This is a genomic window from Arthrobacter sp. NPDC093139 (genome assembly GCF_044754165.1).
In the GTDB taxonomy this organism is placed as follows: domain Bacteria; phylum Actinomycetota; class Actinomycetes; order Actinomycetales; family Micrococcaceae; genus Arthrobacter.
In genome coordinates, this window is record NZ_JBIVOO010000001.1 from 417,696 (window position 1) to 433,656 (window position 15,961).

Annotated in this window: 19 protein-coding genes; 9 read left to right on the forward strand and 10 right to left on the reverse strand. The window is 63.8% G+C overall.

Translation table 11 applies throughout. From position 1 onward, the window contains the following. Window positions 1–38 precede the first annotated feature (38 nt). Complete coding sequence (locus tag ACIP90_RS02100; protein WP_400576345.1) at window positions 39–194, reverse strand: hypothetical protein; 156 nt, start codon at window positions 192–194, stop codon at window positions 39–41. 510 nt (window positions 195–704) lie between these two features. Next, complete coding sequence (locus ACIP90_RS02105) at window positions 705–1,028, reverse strand: FG-GAP repeat domain-containing protein (RefSeq protein WP_400576773.1); 324 nt, start codon at window positions 1,026–1,028, stop codon at window positions 705–707. A gap of 556 nt (window positions 1,029–1,584) precedes the next feature. Here ACIP90_RS02105 and ACIP90_RS02110 point away from each other — a divergent pair. Both ACIP90_RS02110 and ACIP90_RS02115 read left to right on the forward strand, forming a co-directional pair. Further along, window positions 1,585–1,932 (forward strand): Hpt domain-containing protein, encoded by a 348-nt coding sequence (locus tag ACIP90_RS02110; RefSeq protein ID WP_400576348.1) that lies wholly within the window; start codon window positions 1,585–1,587, stop codon window positions 1,930–1,932. Between the two features lie 664 nt (window positions 1,933–2,596). Further along, window positions 2,597–3,001 (forward strand): Hpt domain-containing protein, encoded by a 405-nt coding sequence (locus ACIP90_RS02115; protein ID WP_400576351.1) that lies wholly within the window; start codon window positions 2,597–2,599, stop codon window positions 2,999–3,001. Window positions 3,002–3,101: 100 nt separating this feature from the next. On the opposite strand, the gene ACIP90_RS02120 is transcribed toward ACIP90_RS02115, so the two are convergent. Then, entirely contained in the window at window positions 3,102–3,452 is a 351-nt protein-coding gene (locus tag ACIP90_RS02120) for a hypothetical protein (RefSeq protein ID WP_400576354.1), read from the reverse strand. 101 nt (window positions 3,453–3,553) lie between these two features. After that, window positions 3,554–4,504: a DUF6973 domain-containing protein gene (locus tag ACIP90_RS02125; RefSeq protein WP_400576357.1), complete on the reverse strand. Its 951-nt coding sequence runs from the start codon at window positions 4,502–4,504 to the stop codon at window positions 3,554–3,556. A gap of 163 nt (window positions 4,505–4,667) precedes the next feature. Between ACIP90_RS02125 and ACIP90_RS02130 the strand changes: the two genes are divergently transcribed. The 3 genes from ACIP90_RS02130 to ACIP90_RS02140 all read left to right on the forward strand — a co-directional run bounded on the left by ACIP90_RS02130 (window position 4,668) and on the right by ACIP90_RS02140 (window position 6,040). Continuing rightward, entirely contained in the window at window positions 4,668–5,060 is a 393-nt protein-coding gene (locus tag ACIP90_RS02130) for a nuclear transport factor 2 family protein (RefSeq protein ID WP_400576360.1), read from the forward strand. A 22-nt stretch (window positions 5,061–5,082) separates the two neighbouring features. Then, window positions 5,083–5,619 carry a DUF6226 family protein gene (locus ACIP90_RS02135; protein WP_400576362.1) on the forward strand — a complete coding sequence of 179 codons (537 nt, stop codon included), beginning with the start codon at window positions 5,083–5,085 and terminating at the stop codon, window positions 5,617–5,619. 124 nt (window positions 5,620–5,743) lie between these two features. Then, window positions 5,744–6,040, forward strand: coding sequence for a hypothetical protein (locus ACIP90_RS02140; protein ID WP_400576365.1), 297 nt, complete (start codon window positions 5,744–5,746; stop codon window positions 6,038–6,040). A gap of 22 nt (window positions 6,041–6,062) precedes the next feature. Here the strand turns inward: ACIP90_RS02140 and ACIP90_RS02145 are convergent, their stop codons facing one another. Next, entirely contained in the window at window positions 6,063–7,529 is a 1,467-nt protein-coding gene (locus tag ACIP90_RS02145; RefSeq protein ID WP_400576368.1) for an APC family permease, read from the reverse strand. A gap of 247 nt (window positions 7,530–7,776) precedes the next feature. On the opposite strand from ACIP90_RS02145, the gene ACIP90_RS02150 reads away from it, so the two are divergent. Beyond that, on the forward strand, window positions 7,777–8,367 hold the full coding sequence (locus tag ACIP90_RS02150; RefSeq protein WP_400576370.1) for a hypothetical protein: 591 nt from the start codon (window positions 7,777–7,779) through the stop codon (window positions 8,365–8,367). A 48-nt stretch (window positions 8,368–8,415) separates the two neighbouring features. On the opposite strand, the gene ACIP90_RS02155 is transcribed toward ACIP90_RS02150, so the two are convergent. Further along, on the reverse strand, window positions 8,416–8,679 hold the full coding sequence (locus ACIP90_RS02155) for a hypothetical protein (protein WP_400576373.1): 264 nt from the start codon (window positions 8,677–8,679) through the stop codon (window positions 8,416–8,418). An 8-nt stretch (window positions 8,680–8,687) separates the two neighbouring features. Then, entirely contained in the window at window positions 8,688–9,167 is a 480-nt protein-coding gene (locus ACIP90_RS02160; protein WP_400576375.1) for a GatB/YqeY domain-containing protein, read from the reverse strand. 91 nt (window positions 9,168–9,258) lie between these two features. Between ACIP90_RS02160 and ACIP90_RS02165 the strand changes: the two genes are divergently transcribed. The 3 genes from ACIP90_RS02165 to ACIP90_RS02175 all read left to right on the forward strand — a co-directional run bounded on the left by ACIP90_RS02165 (window position 9,259) and on the right by ACIP90_RS02175 (window position 12,253). After that, window positions 9,259–10,023: a M50 family metallopeptidase gene (locus ACIP90_RS02165; RefSeq protein WP_400576378.1), complete on the forward strand. Its 765-nt coding sequence runs from the start codon at window positions 9,259–9,261 to the stop codon at window positions 10,021–10,023. Between the two features lie 9 nt (window positions 10,024–10,032). Beyond that, the gene (locus tag ACIP90_RS02170; RefSeq protein WP_400576380.1) at window positions 10,033–11,094 is read left to right on the forward strand and encodes a glutathione S-transferase family protein; all 1,062 of its coding nucleotides are present in this window, start codon (window positions 10,033–10,035) and stop codon (window positions 11,092–11,094) included. 103 nt (window positions 11,095–11,197) lie between these two features. After that, window positions 11,198–12,253, forward strand: a complete 1,056-nt coding sequence (locus tag ACIP90_RS02175) for an aromatic acid exporter family protein (protein WP_400576775.1) — start codon at window positions 11,198–11,200, stop codon at window positions 12,251–12,253. A 32-nt stretch (window positions 12,254–12,285) separates the two neighbouring features. On the opposite strand, the gene ACIP90_RS02180 is transcribed toward ACIP90_RS02175, so the two are convergent. Genes ACIP90_RS02180 through ACIP90_RS02190 form a run of 3 tightly spaced genes read right to left on the reverse strand, consistent with a single transcriptional unit; the run spans window position 12,286 to window position 15,926 of the window. Continuing rightward, a complete protein-coding gene (locus tag ACIP90_RS02180) occupies window positions 12,286–13,197 on the reverse strand; it encodes a MaoC family dehydratase (protein ID WP_400576382.1) in 912 nt (303 codons plus the stop codon). Beyond that, the gene (locus ACIP90_RS02185; RefSeq protein ID WP_400576384.1) at window positions 13,194–14,531 is read right to left on the reverse strand and encodes a 3-oxoacyl-ACP reductase; all 1,338 of its coding nucleotides are present in this window, start codon (window positions 14,529–14,531) and stop codon (window positions 13,194–13,196) included. The genes ACIP90_RS02180 and ACIP90_RS02185 overlap by 4 nt, the downstream gene beginning before the upstream one ends. Before the next feature lie 9 nt (window positions 14,532–14,540). Next, window positions 14,541–15,926, reverse strand: coding sequence for an acetyl-CoA C-acetyltransferase (locus tag ACIP90_RS02190; protein ID WP_400576386.1), 1,386 nt, complete (start codon window positions 15,924–15,926; stop codon window positions 14,541–14,543). Between the last annotated feature and the right edge of the window lie 35 nt (window positions 15,927–15,961).

Here is a 15,961-nt window from a genome sequence, read left to right on the forward strand (position 1 = left end):
GGCAGCACCGAGGGGTATGCCGTGTTGGGTCGGATTGCTTAGTGCGCGTGATGCCCGGCCTGTCGACTGGCTCTCCGCTCCTGGCGGCGTTCCCGCTTCTCATCACGGTCGACGCGAGACAGCAACATCAGGATCGTAACGACCCAGATGACAAGAAGCACAAACACCAGAGCAATCGCTTCCTGGCCGTCCATATAGCAATTTTATGTCCGGAAGGGTACTGAAGGACCACAGGCAGTTCTATGGGATTCGGCTCCGGCCGCGGCGGGAGGGGCTTCGACGGTGTGCCAGCCGCTGCGCTCGTGTTACTTGGTGCAACCGCTGGTGAGCGGCCCGGTCCGCTTTCCGTTCCTGGCGCCGCGCCCGCCTTTCGGGGCGGTCAAGCCCAGAAATCAGCACCAAAATCGTGCCGACCCAGAGGAAAGCCATCGCGAATACCAGTGCGATCGCTTCCTCAGGGCGCATACCGCAATTTTATGCCTCCGGAGGCCTGCATAACGGGTGTGGGTGTTCCGCACTAACGCCTTGACCGACCTCGGCGACGGCGTCCTCGTGTACTGATTGGACTGCGGGAGCCACATCAGTACCGCGGCGGTCATGACGAGGACGTGCGGCCACAGGGGTTCTAGCGTGCGGATCACGCTGGTAACCGGACCGTGGCTCCGGTCCGGCTACCAGCCGAGCCACGGCGGCTTTAGCGCTGTCTAGTTTCCCGCGATTGTGTAAAGCCCCCAGCCCTTGCCGAAGGTCTTCCGTGCGGCCCAGGCGCTTCTATTGGCTTCGTAGTAATGGAGGGCGCCTACGCTGTCGCGCGCCAGCAGGCCGACAGTCTCGACCGGCAGGAAGCCGTCATGGCCAGTCATCGTCCGGATGGAGGTCATGCCATTCCAGGCCGCCCCGATGGTTGTGCGTTTTTCGGCGATGAATGCGCCGGCGCCGTTGGTGCGGTACAGCTTCAGCTGGCCTGCGGAGTCTCTAACCACGACGTCCTTGTTGCCATCCTTATCCCAGTCCAGCAGGTTGAACAGGTACCCGTTCCACCCCCGCCGATCTTTACCCTCGGTGAAAGACCCGTGCCGGACGGGTTGCCGTAGTTCAACAACTCACCGGTGGCGTTGTTCCTGGCAATGATGGACGGGTACTTGTCCGTCTTCATCCAGTAGCCGACGGTGATCTCATAGTTCTTGCCAGCCGCCCCCGGCGAGGGCGTGATCCTCGAATCCGCCGGCGAAGAGGCCCTCTAAGTTTCCGGAAAGGCCCTGATTCTTACATCCGGCGTGAAGTTTCTGCCGCGGCCGGCGGCGCACCCAAGTCCCGTGCAGGCATAGTTCTGTTTCTGTCTGGGGACCCTAAGCGGTCCCCAACCCTGGTTGGATCACGACTTGGCCGCTCCCGGATCTTCCGATTTCTTGATCCAACCTTTAGGAAAGGCCGATCGGCTCTTGATCCACGGGAGGAACACTGGACTCAGGCCGTGCAGCAGCGACGCGGCCGCCAGGACTAGAGGCGGAAAACTGAAATGACACCTGCAGCGTCCCCGGCGCTCAGCTCCTTCGGGTCCGCACACCAAGGATGGTGGGGCTCGTGTTCGACCGGTCCGTTCCCGTTTATGACCCGGTGCAGCTGATGGAGCTCGCGCACCAGGCCGGCGAAATAACCACGCAGAGGTTCCTCCATGACTACTTAGGGCTACTTCCACGGCGCCAGGAGCGGATCCTCGAAGAACTCGCCAATGGCGATGTGGATGAGGCGATGGACGCGATCCTCAGCCTGAGGGTCACGTCGGCAATGGTAGGGGCGCTGCGCCTGAGCGCGTACTGCCGGCATCTGCAGGACCAGCTGACGCGCGGGAACATTGCCGACATGGCAGACGTAACAACAGAACTGGCCGTTCTGGTGGCGGCGTTTGTCCGGGCGGTGAACGGAAAGTAGCAGGAAGTAGTATTCACTTACGAAGGCCGGATGAGTTTCGGCTGGAGGCCAGGGGGGAACAGTCATGCCATTGCAGTCAGACACGATCACTAGCAATCTGTTGGGAGACAAGCCCGCAACTGCTTTCCAGGCGGACGGCGTGCCGCCGAACGACACCCACCCTCTGACGGCCCAGTCAGGGGCAGCACCAGTTACTCCCGGGAGTGGGTTGCTCCCACCGTCCATTTTCCCGGTTTACGCCTTCATATAACGGCACGATTGTCTTGGGGACGCAGGCTGAAACTCGATTTTTTCCTGGTGCAAGGGTGGCGACGCCCATGTTCCAGATTCCGCTAAGCGAACCTGGCCGCGAGTTTGGGTACCGGATATAGGCCAGGACCAGGGCGGCCAAAAGGACGGGATGCTTAGCGCCCCAGTTCCTCATGCACGCATCCTAAACCCAGGCGGAGACCGGCGGCGCCAGCATCTGGGTCCCGGCGCGCTTGCTGGACGCGTCACCGAATGCCCGGCGCAGCATCAACGTTGGAGCCTCAGTTATAAGTGGGACGATCCTATGTGGATCCTGCGGCTCTCGGCACAATTTCTTGATGTTCATCGGGAAGATTATGTAGAGAGAGTCGTGCAGCAGCACTGCGGTTGAAACTATTAAGGGACGGTGCTTCGAATGGAACGGGTAGATACGGCAGAACCGTCCCCCGCACGCCGGAGGGATATGACCCCGGTCATGGATGAGTCCCTGCCGGTCCTGGACCCCGAGCCGCTGCTGGTCCTCGCTGACGACGCCGGGGACACGGCAGCACAAAGATTCTTCACCGAGTACCTTGACCTGCTGCCGACCCGGGTGTCCAGGGTCATAGGCGGGCTCACCAGCAGCGATGTGGAAGCGTCAAGAGAAGCGGTGGTGAGCCTGAAAGTCACGTCCGCCATGGCAGGTGCTGTGCGGATGGAGCACTACTGCCGGCAGTTGGAGGACAGGCTGGCGGTTCGGAGGCTTCCCGACGCCGCGGCAGTGCTCGTAAGGATGTCCAAGACGTCGAGACTGACCCTCCACGAGGGCGGTCGGGCCTAGATTATTCGGGCCGGTAGCCGGGTCCGGCGCCATGGGGAATGCTTCCGGACCCGGCAAGGGTGTGCCACACGCAATTGCAAGCTAAGCCTTCCGATGTGCTTCATTCGCGCCAATTCAGGAAACCCTTGCTGCCTTCGGCCGGCGCGAGTACTACGTCACGTCCGTACTTTCTAAGTGACTGAGCGCCAAAGAACGCGTCGGGTGTGATGCGGACGGCCTTCGTCACTTTGCCGTCCTTCAGGAAGATGAACAGCGCAGGTGACGCCGTGTACCGCTTCTCCTTGCTGACAGGGTCGCCGAAGGCTGCCTCGATGTCCGATGCCGGCGTCCCCTCGGTGACGAATCCTGCCTGGTCCCAATCGAAATCGGTGGCATCGGCGAGCCGGAGTTCCGCACCGTTTGCGGCTGCATCCAGAACCCGGCCGTCCAGCGTGTCGTTTGCTTCGGGCATGGTGTTTCCTCCAATTGAACATCCTGCCAAAGCGCAGGCAAGGACAAGGCAAAGCAGGGTCAGCAGCCGCAGCCGGACATTCGGCCGCTGCAAGGGAAGCGTCATGATGTGGTCCTGCACTCGTCGTTGAACTCCGGGTCCTGACCGTTGACCGGTGGAGCATCACCGGCATCCCCCGTCTTCTCCGGAGGGACCTCGTTGGAGGGTTGCGGGAGCAGGTCCGGGCCAACCACTACGGTGTCTCCATTCCTAACCGCCTTCTCGATCAGGTCGGCCAGTTCCTCTGCGCTCGCATTCGGATTGTCTGTCGCGATGTTTCTGCCCACCTCGTTGTTGTACAGGTCCATTGCCTCGCGGGGGCCCGGATTGCCCGGGAGCTGTTCATGGGCGGTGGCGTAATCCTCGGCCCACTCGGCACCGTACTCCTTGACCATGAGAGCGTTCCAGTAAGCGTGCCGGAAAGCATCGTTCTGGTCATCATTCCGGTCGACGCTTTCGAAGCGGGCATCTGCCTGCTCAAAAGCGTCGTCATGGATGTCCTTGAAGGCATCCAATTCCAATGGGCCCAGCCCATTGAGCAGTTCGGCTTCCTTCTCGGTGACCGTCTTCTGGTCGACGACCAAGCGAAGAGGGTCCCAGTCAGAGGGCCATTCCGTGGTCTCAGCGTCGCTCACCTGGTACTGCTTCAGAATTTCTTCCGGAGTGGGTCTGTCCGGCTGCCATCGGTCGGCGTCCCTGGCGCCGGCAGTCTGTATCCCGAGTCCCGTTGTCGTAGCAGCTGCCCCACCCATGGACGCCGAAGACTGCTCCTCGGCATTCTGCAGGGCTTTCTTGGCGGCCTCTTCAATGTCTTGGGAAGCCTTTACCATCAGCGGACGTAGTCGTCCGTGCCACTCGACCGTGAACTTTTTGGCGTCCTGGCCCTGCCAGTACTGGCTTTGGCCGATGAGCGAGTCCAGTTCCCGGGCCTTTCCAGACAGCCGCGCCGACCCCGAAGCCAAGAGCTTCGAGAGCTCCTTGAGTTGCTGGACGTCAGCCCCATATAAAGCCATTCTTCCCCCCTGGAGATGTTCCCGGCCCATCGTGCTTTAGACCCGGGACCCGGTGCAATGGGGACAATGCCCCATGCGTCCCAAACGCCTATCGACAACCCCGCCGTCCGGGCTTAACCTTTCCTCGCTGGAACCCGACAATGACGACGGAGAGGTCCCTCAAATGGGAGCACAGGAAGACGCCGCGGTGGTGCGGCGCGGCTATGACGCGTTCAGCGCAGGCGATATGGATACACTCCGGACACTCTTCACGGAGGATGCTGTCTGGCATGTCGGAGGCAGCGGCGGATTATCCGGAGACAAGCAAGGCCGGGACGCGATACTGGCCTACTTCGGCGAACTGGCCTCGCGATCGAATGGGACGATCAAAGTGACCGTCGACGACGTCATTGGAGGGGACAACCACACGGTTGGATTCCAAAGCAACCACGCTGAGCGGAACGGCACCCCCTTGGACCAAAGGGCGGCGCTGGTGTTCAAGCTGTCGGATGGGAAAGTCATGGAGGTGCACGAGTTCCTGGAGGATACTGCCAAAGCGGCTGACTTCTGGTCATGAACCCCGCCCCGATTCTTACAGCGTGATCAGCCATCCCGAACGCTTCGATGGCCTGCATATCGTCGCCCGCGCCCTCATCGACCATCTCACGGCTGCCTACGACGCAGATGCGGACGCGAGTCCCGCCACCGCCGCCGACCTGCTGAGGCAGCCCGACGGCATCCTGCACTCAGTGCGCGTGACGCCTCGAAGGTCCGGGGCGGCACCCTTGACCTTCGTGTTGATTGATCATCCTGCCGTGATCGTCCACGCCGGCGTCCTGCACGATTTCGTATTCCCGCCCTGCAGTTGCGAGGCATGCGATGAAACGGCCGAATCTGCAGCGGCCCGGCTGGAACTGCTGGTGCTCGGGGTCGCCGGCGGCGGATACAGTGAACGCTACCCTGTGGGATGGCGACGGCGGTGGCTCGGTTACGCGCTGACGGCACCCGACGGGTCCGCATCTGAAAGCGGGCAGGGTGACCCCGGACCTGTCCCCGCCGGCCTGCTGCGCAGCGGAAAGGCGCGGCTCCGGGAGATTCCTGGCGGCTGGGCATCCTGGCCCGCCAAGCAGCCTTAACCTTGGAGCGTTTCACAACTTACTGCTCGGTAAGGGTTATCTTCGCCGGCAGCAACAGTTAGCCTATCGAATGGCCGGGAAAGCGATCCCCGCACCCGAGGCATTTAAAGGATTCATCAGCCCCATGGCAAACACAGTGACATTTTCGGTGACGACTATGCCCAGAAAGGGCGCGCAAGGCAACTTCCGCGACACGGTTCTGAACCTTCAGACGGATGCGCTTGAGGACTGCTTCCTTTCGGTGTTCCACATCGGCGACTCCTACGCCCTCCTCAACGGCGAAGCCCTTCCCGGCGCGCACACGGCCACCAACGCCCAGCTCCGCGCCTACCTGATTCACCGGCTGGCCGCCCATGACTCACTCCTGGACTTCGATGTAAAGATCGACCGCGCCTCAGAGCCTGCCCGCTCCCGTTCCTAATCCGGAGCCAAACATCACGACATCACGGATGGCCGCTTCGGCGCGTATCGGCGGGTTCGTCTGGCCCCGTGTTGGTCTTCCTGGTGATCAGCCAGGTGATGAACCACAGTACGACTCCGATCACCATCAGCCCTGCGGCCACCTGGTACTGGATGGGGTTCCGGCCCACCCACGGTCCGGCGAGGAAGGCACACAGCAGGGCCGCAACCAGCGGCAGCTGCCCCGGCGAGGTGAACCAGACCTTCCGGTCGGGGTCCCTCTTGCGGCGGAGCACCAGGCAGGCCACGTTGACCACGGTGAACACGCACAGCAGGAGGAAGGCCGTAGTGCCCGAAAGGTTCGCGACAATATTGCTCCGGGGATCGCTGCTGACGTACCAGATCAGCCCCAGCGCGAGGACAGTGGAGAACAGGATGCCCGCCCACGGGGTCCGGCGGACCGGCAGCACCTTTCCCAGCGGCCGCGGCAGGACGCGCGCGTTGGCCATGCCGTAGATCAGGCGGCTGGCCATGAGCATATTGATTAGCGCGGTATTGGCGACGGCGAACACTGCCAGGAACGGGAAGATCCGGTCGATCGGGAAGTCCGGTGAGCCCTTGTGCACCACCTCGAGGAGCGCGGCGCCCTCGGCCTCGCGGATGTTCTCAAGCTCGGTGGGCGAGAGCACGCTGACTACGGAAACGGCCACCAGCATATAGAGGAGCACCGCTATGCCGAGGCCGGTGAGCATGGTCCGCGGAAAGATCTTCTCTGGCTCCCTGGTCTCCTCGACCATGTTCACGGAGTCCTCGAAGCCCACCATGGCAAAGAACGCAATGGAGGTGGCCGCCGTGACGGCCAGGAACAATCCCTTGTCCTGGTAGTCGTTGAATACGAAGATTTCGCCTGCATTCCCGGTCCCCTGCGTCAGCACGAAGAAGCCGACGCCGATCACGATGCACAGCGCGATCATCTCCACAAGGGTGAGCACCACGTTGAACTTCACGCTCTCCCCCACGCCGCGCAGGTTGATCGCCGCGAGCAGCAGCATAAAGCCCATGGCCACCGCGGTAATGGTCTCCCTGCCGGGCAGGCCCATCCAGCCGTTGATCTCCAGACCCCCGAAGAAGTTCTGAGCAAGGACGTTCGCTGAGGTCGAGGCGCTGGTGATACCGGAGCACACGACGGCGAACGCTACGAGGAATGTGACGAAGTGGATCCCGAACGCCTTGTGCGTGTAGAGCGCCGCGCCCGCCGCCTGCGGGTACTGGGTGACCAGCTCAAGATAGGAGAATGCGGTCAGAGTCGCGACGACGAAAGCGAGCAGGAATGGCAACCAGACGATGCCACCGACCTGACCGGCCATGGTTCCGGTGACCGCATAGACGCCGGCGCCGAGGATATCCCCGACAATGAACAGGAGCAGGAGCTTTGGTCCGAGGACCCGCTTGAGCGCAGGCTGGTCGCTCTCGGGAGCTACGTCGTACAGTTCGTCAGAAGTCGTGCTCATAATGACCTCCACAGTAGCTACAGCCCCTCACGGAGCCCCGGCCGGCCTCCCGGCCTGAATGTGACGTAATTCACTGTGGACCTCCCAAGTCACTTTGGCAACAGCCGTCATCCAGACAGCCCGCGCACTGTCTGATGAGGGCAGCACGTCTCGGTAACACGTCCCGGCGTCCGTTCCTGAAGACCCGTTCCCCGCATAGACTGCCCGTGTAAGCGAAGCCGCTGCCGACCCAAGGAGTGTCAGGACCGTGATTGATCCGGAATCATTGACCTTTGAGTACAGGCTCCGCTATCGCGGCTTTCCAGGCATGGAGCATGTTCCCCGGGATTATCCAATGCGCTGGGAAGTCACCGTGAGTGCTGCCAGGCCGCTCGCTGAACCCGGCAGGGAGGGGGAAGAAGAGATCCAGGTGGGCGAGGCCGTCGTCCAGGTTGTCCCAAAGGCCGGCATGATCAATCTCTTCGTCACCACGGATGGCGCGGACCCCGAGATGGCGCACATCGCTGAAATGCTGACAAAGGAGCGTCCAGACCTGGTTACTGAGTACCTGCAGGACGGCGGCGACCTGATGGTTGTCTCCACCCTTGAGATCCTGCCTGAGTACCGCGGTGACCGTATGGGCTACACCATCCTGCACGCCATCCTTGAAACAGTCGGCCGCTCCGTGGACTTGGTGGTAGCGCACGCCGTCCCGGCAAACAGCGGTAACTCCCCCGCCGAAGGCACACCGAAGTACGAACAGGCCAAGTCGGCCCTGAAGGCGTACTGGCAGGATTTCGGATTTGATGAAGCAGCCGGGGAGTATCTGGCATTCGTCAAGAAGAGAATCCTCGAATAGCCCGACGTCGAAAGGCCCCGCACGTGCGGGGCCTTTCAACGTCACTGCCTAGACTTTTTCGCTGATCCGGTCAGGCTGATCAGCGGCGTTCTTCTCCAACTGGGCGAGGTAGGCCCACATCCTGGATTCCTCCGCCTGCACCTGGGGCTCCGGGGCCGCATCGGGCCTCGTCTCCCGGCGATCATCGGATTTCCGGGCGCGATCTTTCCTGTAGTTCCACCCCTCGCACGATGAATAGCACATCACCGACCTCCTTAGTGTGGGTGTACTTAAATCCTCCTCCCATTCGGCAGGCGCGTCGAGTCTCAGCATGGCCCGCCTTAGGCCAGGCGGGAACGAACGATCTCGCTGACCGCCTTGCCGTCGAAACGCCCGGCGACCCTGGCCGTTACAGGTTTCATCACAGCGCCCATCTGCCTCATCGACAGCTCCGCGCCGCCGGCTTTGAGTGCCTGTATCTCTTCGTCCACGATTGCTTCCACTTCTGCGGCAGTGAGTGGCCTGGGCAGGTAGGCCTCGATGACGTCGGCTTCGGCAATTTCCGCCGCAGCGCGGCTGTTCTCCCCGGCTTCCGTATAGATCCGGGCGGTCTCGTGGCGCTTCGCCGCCTCCTTCTGCAGCAGCGCTGTGATTTGGGCGTCATCCAGTTCCACCGGCGTCTTGCCGGACTTTTCGCGGGTTTCAATCTCGCCCAGAACGTTGCGCACGGTGGTGAGCGCCACCTTGTTGCCGTCCTTCATGTGCGCGACCACATCTGCATGCAGGCGTTCCTTCAGCATGGTCTTGACTTCCTTATCCATCAGTTCCGGTTGTGTAGGGGCGGTGTTGATTCAATCGTGCACCCTAAAGGCTCCGGTGAACGCCAGGCTTCCGGCGGTAGCCTTGAATCCTATGGTTACTTTCGCCGCAACTGTTCCGACCCTGCCCGAACAATGGTGGGACCGTGTTGCCGCGGGCTTTGCACGGGCAGAGGTTCCCGTGGTGACCGTTACTGAACTGCTCGCCGTGGTCCTGGCCGCCGTCGTGCTTTCTGTCCCTGCCGCCACCTGGCGGTACTTCGGCCTGTTCGCCACGGTAACGCATGAGCTGGGACATGCTTTCGCGGCACTGACCAGCGGTCAGCGGCTGGGCGGCATCAGGCTGAGGCTCAACCATTCCGGCACCACCACCTCCTATACGCGCGGCCGCCTGGCCGCAGTGTGGTCCGGATTCTGGGGGTATCCCGTCCCGGGCATCACGGGAGCCGGACTGGTATGGGCCGGGTTCAATGGCTGGGGCCCCGCTGCCATGTCCGCCGGTCTCCTTGTTCTCCTGGCATCGCTAATCTTTATCCGCAACGCGGCCGGGGTGCTCATCCTGCTCGCGGCAGTTGCCGCCACGGGAGCACTCATCGTGGGGGTGCCCGCAGTGTTTACCGGGCACGTGGCCATCGTCCTGGGGCTGGCACTGCTCGTGGCCTCCGTCCGGGACCTGGCCAAGCTCACGAATGTGCACCTCCGCCGCCGGGATCAGTTGCGGACCTCGGACGCCTACATCCTGTACCGGGCCACGGCCGTTCCCTCAGCAGTCTGGATCGTCCTTTTCTCCCTGGCCGTGGCGGCATCCTGGCTCGTCGCCTGGCAACCCATGTCGCGCGTCTTTGCGGCGGGCACATAGTCTGGGTCCATGAACCAGAACTCCACCACCGTCAATGAACACAGCACCAGGGGCGCCTACGTCAAAGGCGGAGAGTTCAACCGGGACTCGACCTACATCGAGGACCGGATCACCCGAAACGGTGACGCGGGGCCCAACGGTGAGCCGGGCTGGCCGGTGGAACCGGGCCGCTACCGGCTGATTGCTGCCCGGGCCTGCCCATGGGCCAATCGGACGGTCATCGTCCGCCGCCTGCTCGGCCTGGAGGACGCTATCTCGCTGGGCCAGCCAGGACCCACCCACGATGCCCGGTCCTGGACCTTCGACCTTGACCCGGGCGGGAAGGATCCGGTCCTCGGCATCGAACGCCTGCAGGAAGCGTACTTCCGGCGGTTCCCGGGCTACCCGCGCGGCATTACCGTCCCTGCCATCGTCGACGTCGCCAGCGGCGCAGTGGTGACCAACAACTTCCCCCAGATAACCCTGGACTTCTCTACCGAGTGGACCGCATTCCACCGCCCCGGTGCCCCGCAGCTTTATCCGGAACACCTTCGCGAAGAAATCGACCGCGTGAACAAGCGCGTCTTTACCGAAGTCAACAACGGCGTCTACCGGTGCGGTTTCGCCGGCTCCCAGGAAGCCTACGACGCCGCCTACGCCCGCCTCTGGACGGCCCTCGACTGGCTGGAGGAACGGCTGGCGGACCGGCGGTATCTGGTGGGTGATGCAGTCACCGAAGCCGATGTCCGGCTCTTCACGACCCTCGTGAGGTTCGATGCGGTCTACCACGGGCATTTCAAGTGCAACCGGAACAAGCTCAGCGAGATGCCAAACTTGTGGGCGTATGCGCGGGACCTGTTCCAGACCCCCGGGTTCGGGGACACCGTTGACTTCGTGCAGATCAAACAGCACTACTACATCGTGCATGAGGACATCAATCCAACGGGCATTGTCCCCGGCGGACCCGATCTCTCAGGCTGGCTCACCCCGCACGGCCGTGGAGCACTGGGCGGACGCCCTTTCGGTGAAGGAACTCCCCCGGGACCGGTCCGGGCAGGGGAAGAAGTGGCCCCGGGACACGGGGCAGGCTGATATCCATTTGTCAGTGTCCGCCCGCCATTCTAATGTTGGCCCGGTGAGCACCCTGAAGAAGGAGACCTCAGCAAACGCCCATTGGACACGACGGATCGGGCGGGTGACGGCCGCGAACGCAAGGCGGGTCCTTGCGTTACCCCGGTTGCAGTTGGCGGCCAAGGCCGGCTTGGCTGCCGGCCTGGCCTTTCTCATCGCTCCCCACATGCCGGGAGCTGCGGCCCAGTACCCGTACTACGCCCCGCTGGGCGCCTTGGTGGCCATGTACGAAAATGTTGCCGGTTCGATGCGCCAGGGCGTCCAGACACTCGTGGGCCTTGCCGCAGGAATCGGGCTGGCCTTCCTTCTCTTCAGTTTCGGTGCCACCCCGCTGTCAATTGGGATCGTCATGGCCCTTGGAGTGCTGCTGGCGGGCCTCCCCCGCCTGGGAGCCGGCCGGGACTGGATTCCCACGGCAGCGCTGCTGGTCCTGTTGGTAGGCGGAAACAATCCCGACGATTTCTCGTTCGGTTACCTGTTCCAGATGGGTGTCGGCGTTGCCGTCGGCGTCCTCGTGAACCTGCTCGTTTTCCCGCCGCTTCATTTCAACGCGGCAGCTCTCAGCCTCACCGAGTTGCGGCTTGCCCTGGCCCGCCAGCTGGAAGACATGGGAGCGGCTGTCCACGAGAAGTGGCCGCCGGAGCATGAGGACTGGTCGATGCGGTCAGACGAGCTGGCACGGTCGGCCAGGTCCGTCCGGGAGGCCGTCCAGAAGGCTGACGCAAGCAGGGAAGCCAACCCCCGCCGCCGCTTCCACCCCCGTGACATGGACCTGGACTACCGCAACCTCCGCGACCTGGAACGCGTCACGTTCTACATCCAGGACATCACCGAGGTGCTCGCGGCGGTCATTTGGAACAAGGACATGCCGTTCACCATCCCGCTTCCGTACAGTGAGCCGCTCGCCAAGGCGCTCGCCGCCGTCGGAGAAGTGCTCTCCGCCGAGGCGGAAGACACTGACCGGCAGGCCGAGCTGAGCACGGCTGCACATGCTGCGCTTGACTCCCTGAGGGCCCGGATCGTCTCGGAGGACGCCGACGCCGATGCCCCCGGCGCCGCTGAATCCATTCTGTTGAGCCTGCACCGCATACTGCGTGCGGTTGAAGCAGAGGGCCGCTAGGCGGCCTGCCGTTGGCGGCGCCGCGGCCGGCGCTACAGCGACGCCACGGAGCCGCTGAAGTGCTTTCGTCCGGAGCGCGCATTCCAGGCGACGTAGTCCGAGCGAACCCAGGCGGCTCCCTCCCCGTGAACCGTGGAAATATCGAGGGCCACCCGAGCCGGGAGGAACACCGGGGCGTCAAAGGCAACGTCCCACCGAAAGGAATCGCCTTTGACCGCGCCGACATCCGCCAATGCACGCGACGCCAGGTACATGCCGTGGGCAATGGACCGCCGCAGGCCCAGCGCCTTCGCGGACAGCACACTGAGGTGAATGGGGTTGAAATCCCCCGACACCGCGGCGTAGGCCCGCCCCGCATCAACCCCCAGTTGCCAAACAGCTGTGGGGTCCGGAGCCGTGAACTGCTCCGTCCGCGTATCGGCCGACGCTTTGTCGATTCCCGGAAGGTAGACGCCCTTGGCCAGATACGTGGAAACGCCCCTCCACGAGGCGATGTCGTCCCCGGAGGTGTGGACCTCGGCAACAATGTCCACTTGCGTTCCGGCCCGGTGCGCCCGAAGCGCTTCGGCCCGGGCATTGATGTCCAGCGCCTCAGTGAACCGGACCGGGCGGACCTGCTCAACGACGTTGCGAAGGTGAATCATACCCAGCAGCGGCAGGGGAAAGTCTTCCCGGTTCATGACGCTCAGGGCGACGGGGAACGCCATGGCGTGCAGGAACCCTGCGGGCAGCACGTCGCTCGCCGTTTCGCCAACCAGATGCTGAAACGCGGTGAGGTTCCCGACGTCGGCCCGCACGCCCCGCACTGCATGGCCAGCCGCGGGCAGGTCGGCACCCGTATGGGAGCCCAGGAGCCGACGCCGGGCAGCCCCTGCGGCCGCGTTCACGTACAGCTTGGAGAGGGACGGCATCTCGCCCAGGACGACGGGCTGGCCGGGATTCATGCACCCACCAGTTGCTGTCCGCATACCCGCAGCACTTCACCGGAAATGCCTCCGGCGGCGTCGCTGGCGAGGAACGCAACCGCTTCGGCCACATCCTGCGGGCGTCCGCCCTGCTGCAGCGAATTGAGCCGCCGGGCGATCTCCCGCGTGGCAAAAGGCATGCGTGCGGTCATCTCGGTTTCGATGAATCCCGGAGCCACCGCGTTGATCGAGCCGCCGTAGCCCGCCAACAGAGGAGCCGTGGCACGCACCATCCCGATCACGCCGCCTTTGGAGGCGGCGTAGTTCGTTTGACCCCGGTTGCCGGCTATTCCGGTCGTCGAGGCCACGGCGACGATCCGCGGAGCGGCATGGAAATGTTCGGATGCCAGCAGGGCTTCGTTGATTCGAAGCTGCGCGTTGATGTTCACCGCCAGCACAGAGCTCCAACGGCCATGGTCCATGTTCACGAGCAGCTTGTCCCGCGTGATGCCGGCGTTGTGGACCACGATATCCAGCCGACCGTGTCGGCCGACGGCGTGGTCAATGATCCGCTGACCCGCATCCTCCCGGCTGACGTCAAGCTGCAGCGCCGTACCCTTGATTTCGTTTGCCACGCCGGCGAGGTGGTCTCCCGCGGCCGGTATATCCACCGCCACCACGGTGGCGCCGTCCCTGTGCAGCGTTCGCGCTATCGCGGCTCCGATGCCGCGCGCGGCCCCGGTGACGACGGCGACCTTGCCGGCAAGCGGCCTGTCGACGTCGGCGGGGAGTTCTCCCGACGGCGAACTGATGCGCACGAACTGGCCGTCCACATAGGCGGACCGGCCGGAGAGGAAGAAGCGGAGTGCCCCGAGTGCCGCCGGCGCAGTGGTGGTGACGCCTTCGGCCAGGAGGATGCCGTTGCCGGTGGCACCGGCCCGCAGTTCCTTTGCCAGTGAGCGGAGCAGCCCGTCAACCCCCTGCCTGGCAGCGGCAAGGGCCGGAGTGCCGCCGTCGGAAGTGCGCGAAACGGTGACCACCCGTCCATTCGGTGCCAGGTCACGCAAGGAAGATGCGGCCGTCAGGACCGGCTTTTCGAGATCGTCCGGTGTGCCGACGTCATCCAGGACCAGCACGATCCCGCCGAGCCTTTCCTTGGGGACTGCGTGCCGGCGTACGTCCAGGTCCCAAGTGAGAAGCTCGGCGGCGAGCTCGTCTGCCTCCGGGCTCGATCCCTCGACGAGGAGCGGGCCGTCGATGAGGGGCTGGCCGGGTTCGTAGCGCCGTAACACGGCAGGCTGCGGAAGGCCGAGTTTCTTCGCGACGTCCCGGCCGACGCCCTTACTGACCAGCCGCGTGTAAGTGTCTGTCATGAGGATCCCCTACTGTGCTTCCAGGAGTGCCACGACGCCCTGGCCGCCGGCGGCGCAGACGGAGATGAGTCCGAGCGCGGGACGCCCGTTAACGGTGCCCTTCTCGTGCAGCAGTTTGGCGAGTGAGGCAACGATTCGTCCACCCGTAGCAGCGAACGGATGGCCTGCCGCAAGCGACGATCCGTGGACATTGAGCCTGGATCGGTCTACCTTGCCGAAGGCTCCATCCAGTCCGAGCCGGGTGCGTCCGAAGTCCTCGTCCTCCCAGGCTGCCAGCGTGCTCAGGACGGTTCCGGCAAAGGCCTCGTGGATCTCGAAGTAGTCGATGTCGTCAAGGGTCAGGCCATGGCGCGCCAGCAGGCGGGGTACGGCGAAGGCAGGAGCCATGAGCAGGCCGTCCTTCCCGTGTACAAAGTCCACGGCGGCGGCTTCGCCGTCCAGGACGGCGGCAAGCTTGGGAAGATCGTGCTGGTCCGCCCACTCCTCGGAGGCAAGGAGGACGGTGGAAGCGCCGTCGGTCAGCGGCGTGGAGTTGCCGGCCGTCATGGTTGCCTCCGCTCCGAGGCTCCGGCCGAAGACGGGCTTCAGGGAGGCAAGCTTCTCAAGTGTGGTGTCGGGCCGAAGATTCGAGTCCCGGCTCAGTCCCCGGTAGGGGGTGAGGAGGTCATCGAAGAATCCGGCGTCGTAGGCTGCCGCAAGATTGCGGTGGCTGTTGTAGGCCAGTTCGTCCTGTGCCTCCCGGGAGATTTTCCACTGTGCCGTCGTCAGGGCCTGGTGCTCCCCCATGGACAGACCGGTCCGGGGCTCGCCGGTGTTCGGCGCGTCGGGGGCAAGGTCCTTGGGCCGCAGGCGCGCAAGGATCTGCAGGCGCTGCGGCAGGGTCTTCGCACGGCTGAGATCCAGCAGCACTTCCCGGAGGCCCTCGCTCACGGCGATTGGGGCATCGGACGCCGAGTCGACGCCGCCGGCAATCGCCGACTCGATCTGCCCCAGCTTGATCTTGTTCGCCAGGCCCAGCACTGTCTCGAGCCCTGTGGCACATGCCTGCTGCAGGTCATAGGCAGGCGTTTCTGCAGAGAGCGCGGAACCGAGGACGGCCTCGCGCGTCAGATTGAAGTCGCGCGAATGCTTGAGCACGGCTCCCGCGGCAACTTCGCCGATCCGCTCGTCCTGCAGCCCGAAGCGCGCGATCAGCCCGTCAAGGGCAGCGGTGAGCATGTCCTGGTTGGAGGACCTTGTGTAGGCCCCTCCGGTGCGGGCAAAGGGAATCCGGTTGCCGCCGACCACCACAGCGCGGCGAGGCGTATGTGCCTTCCCGGGTCCCGGCAGTGAAGGCGCAGGCTGTGGGCTGATGGCGCCTTCTGGTCCAGTTACTGACTGTCCATCAACGGACATGGGGTGTCTCCTTTGATCCGGGCTAGGTTATCGAT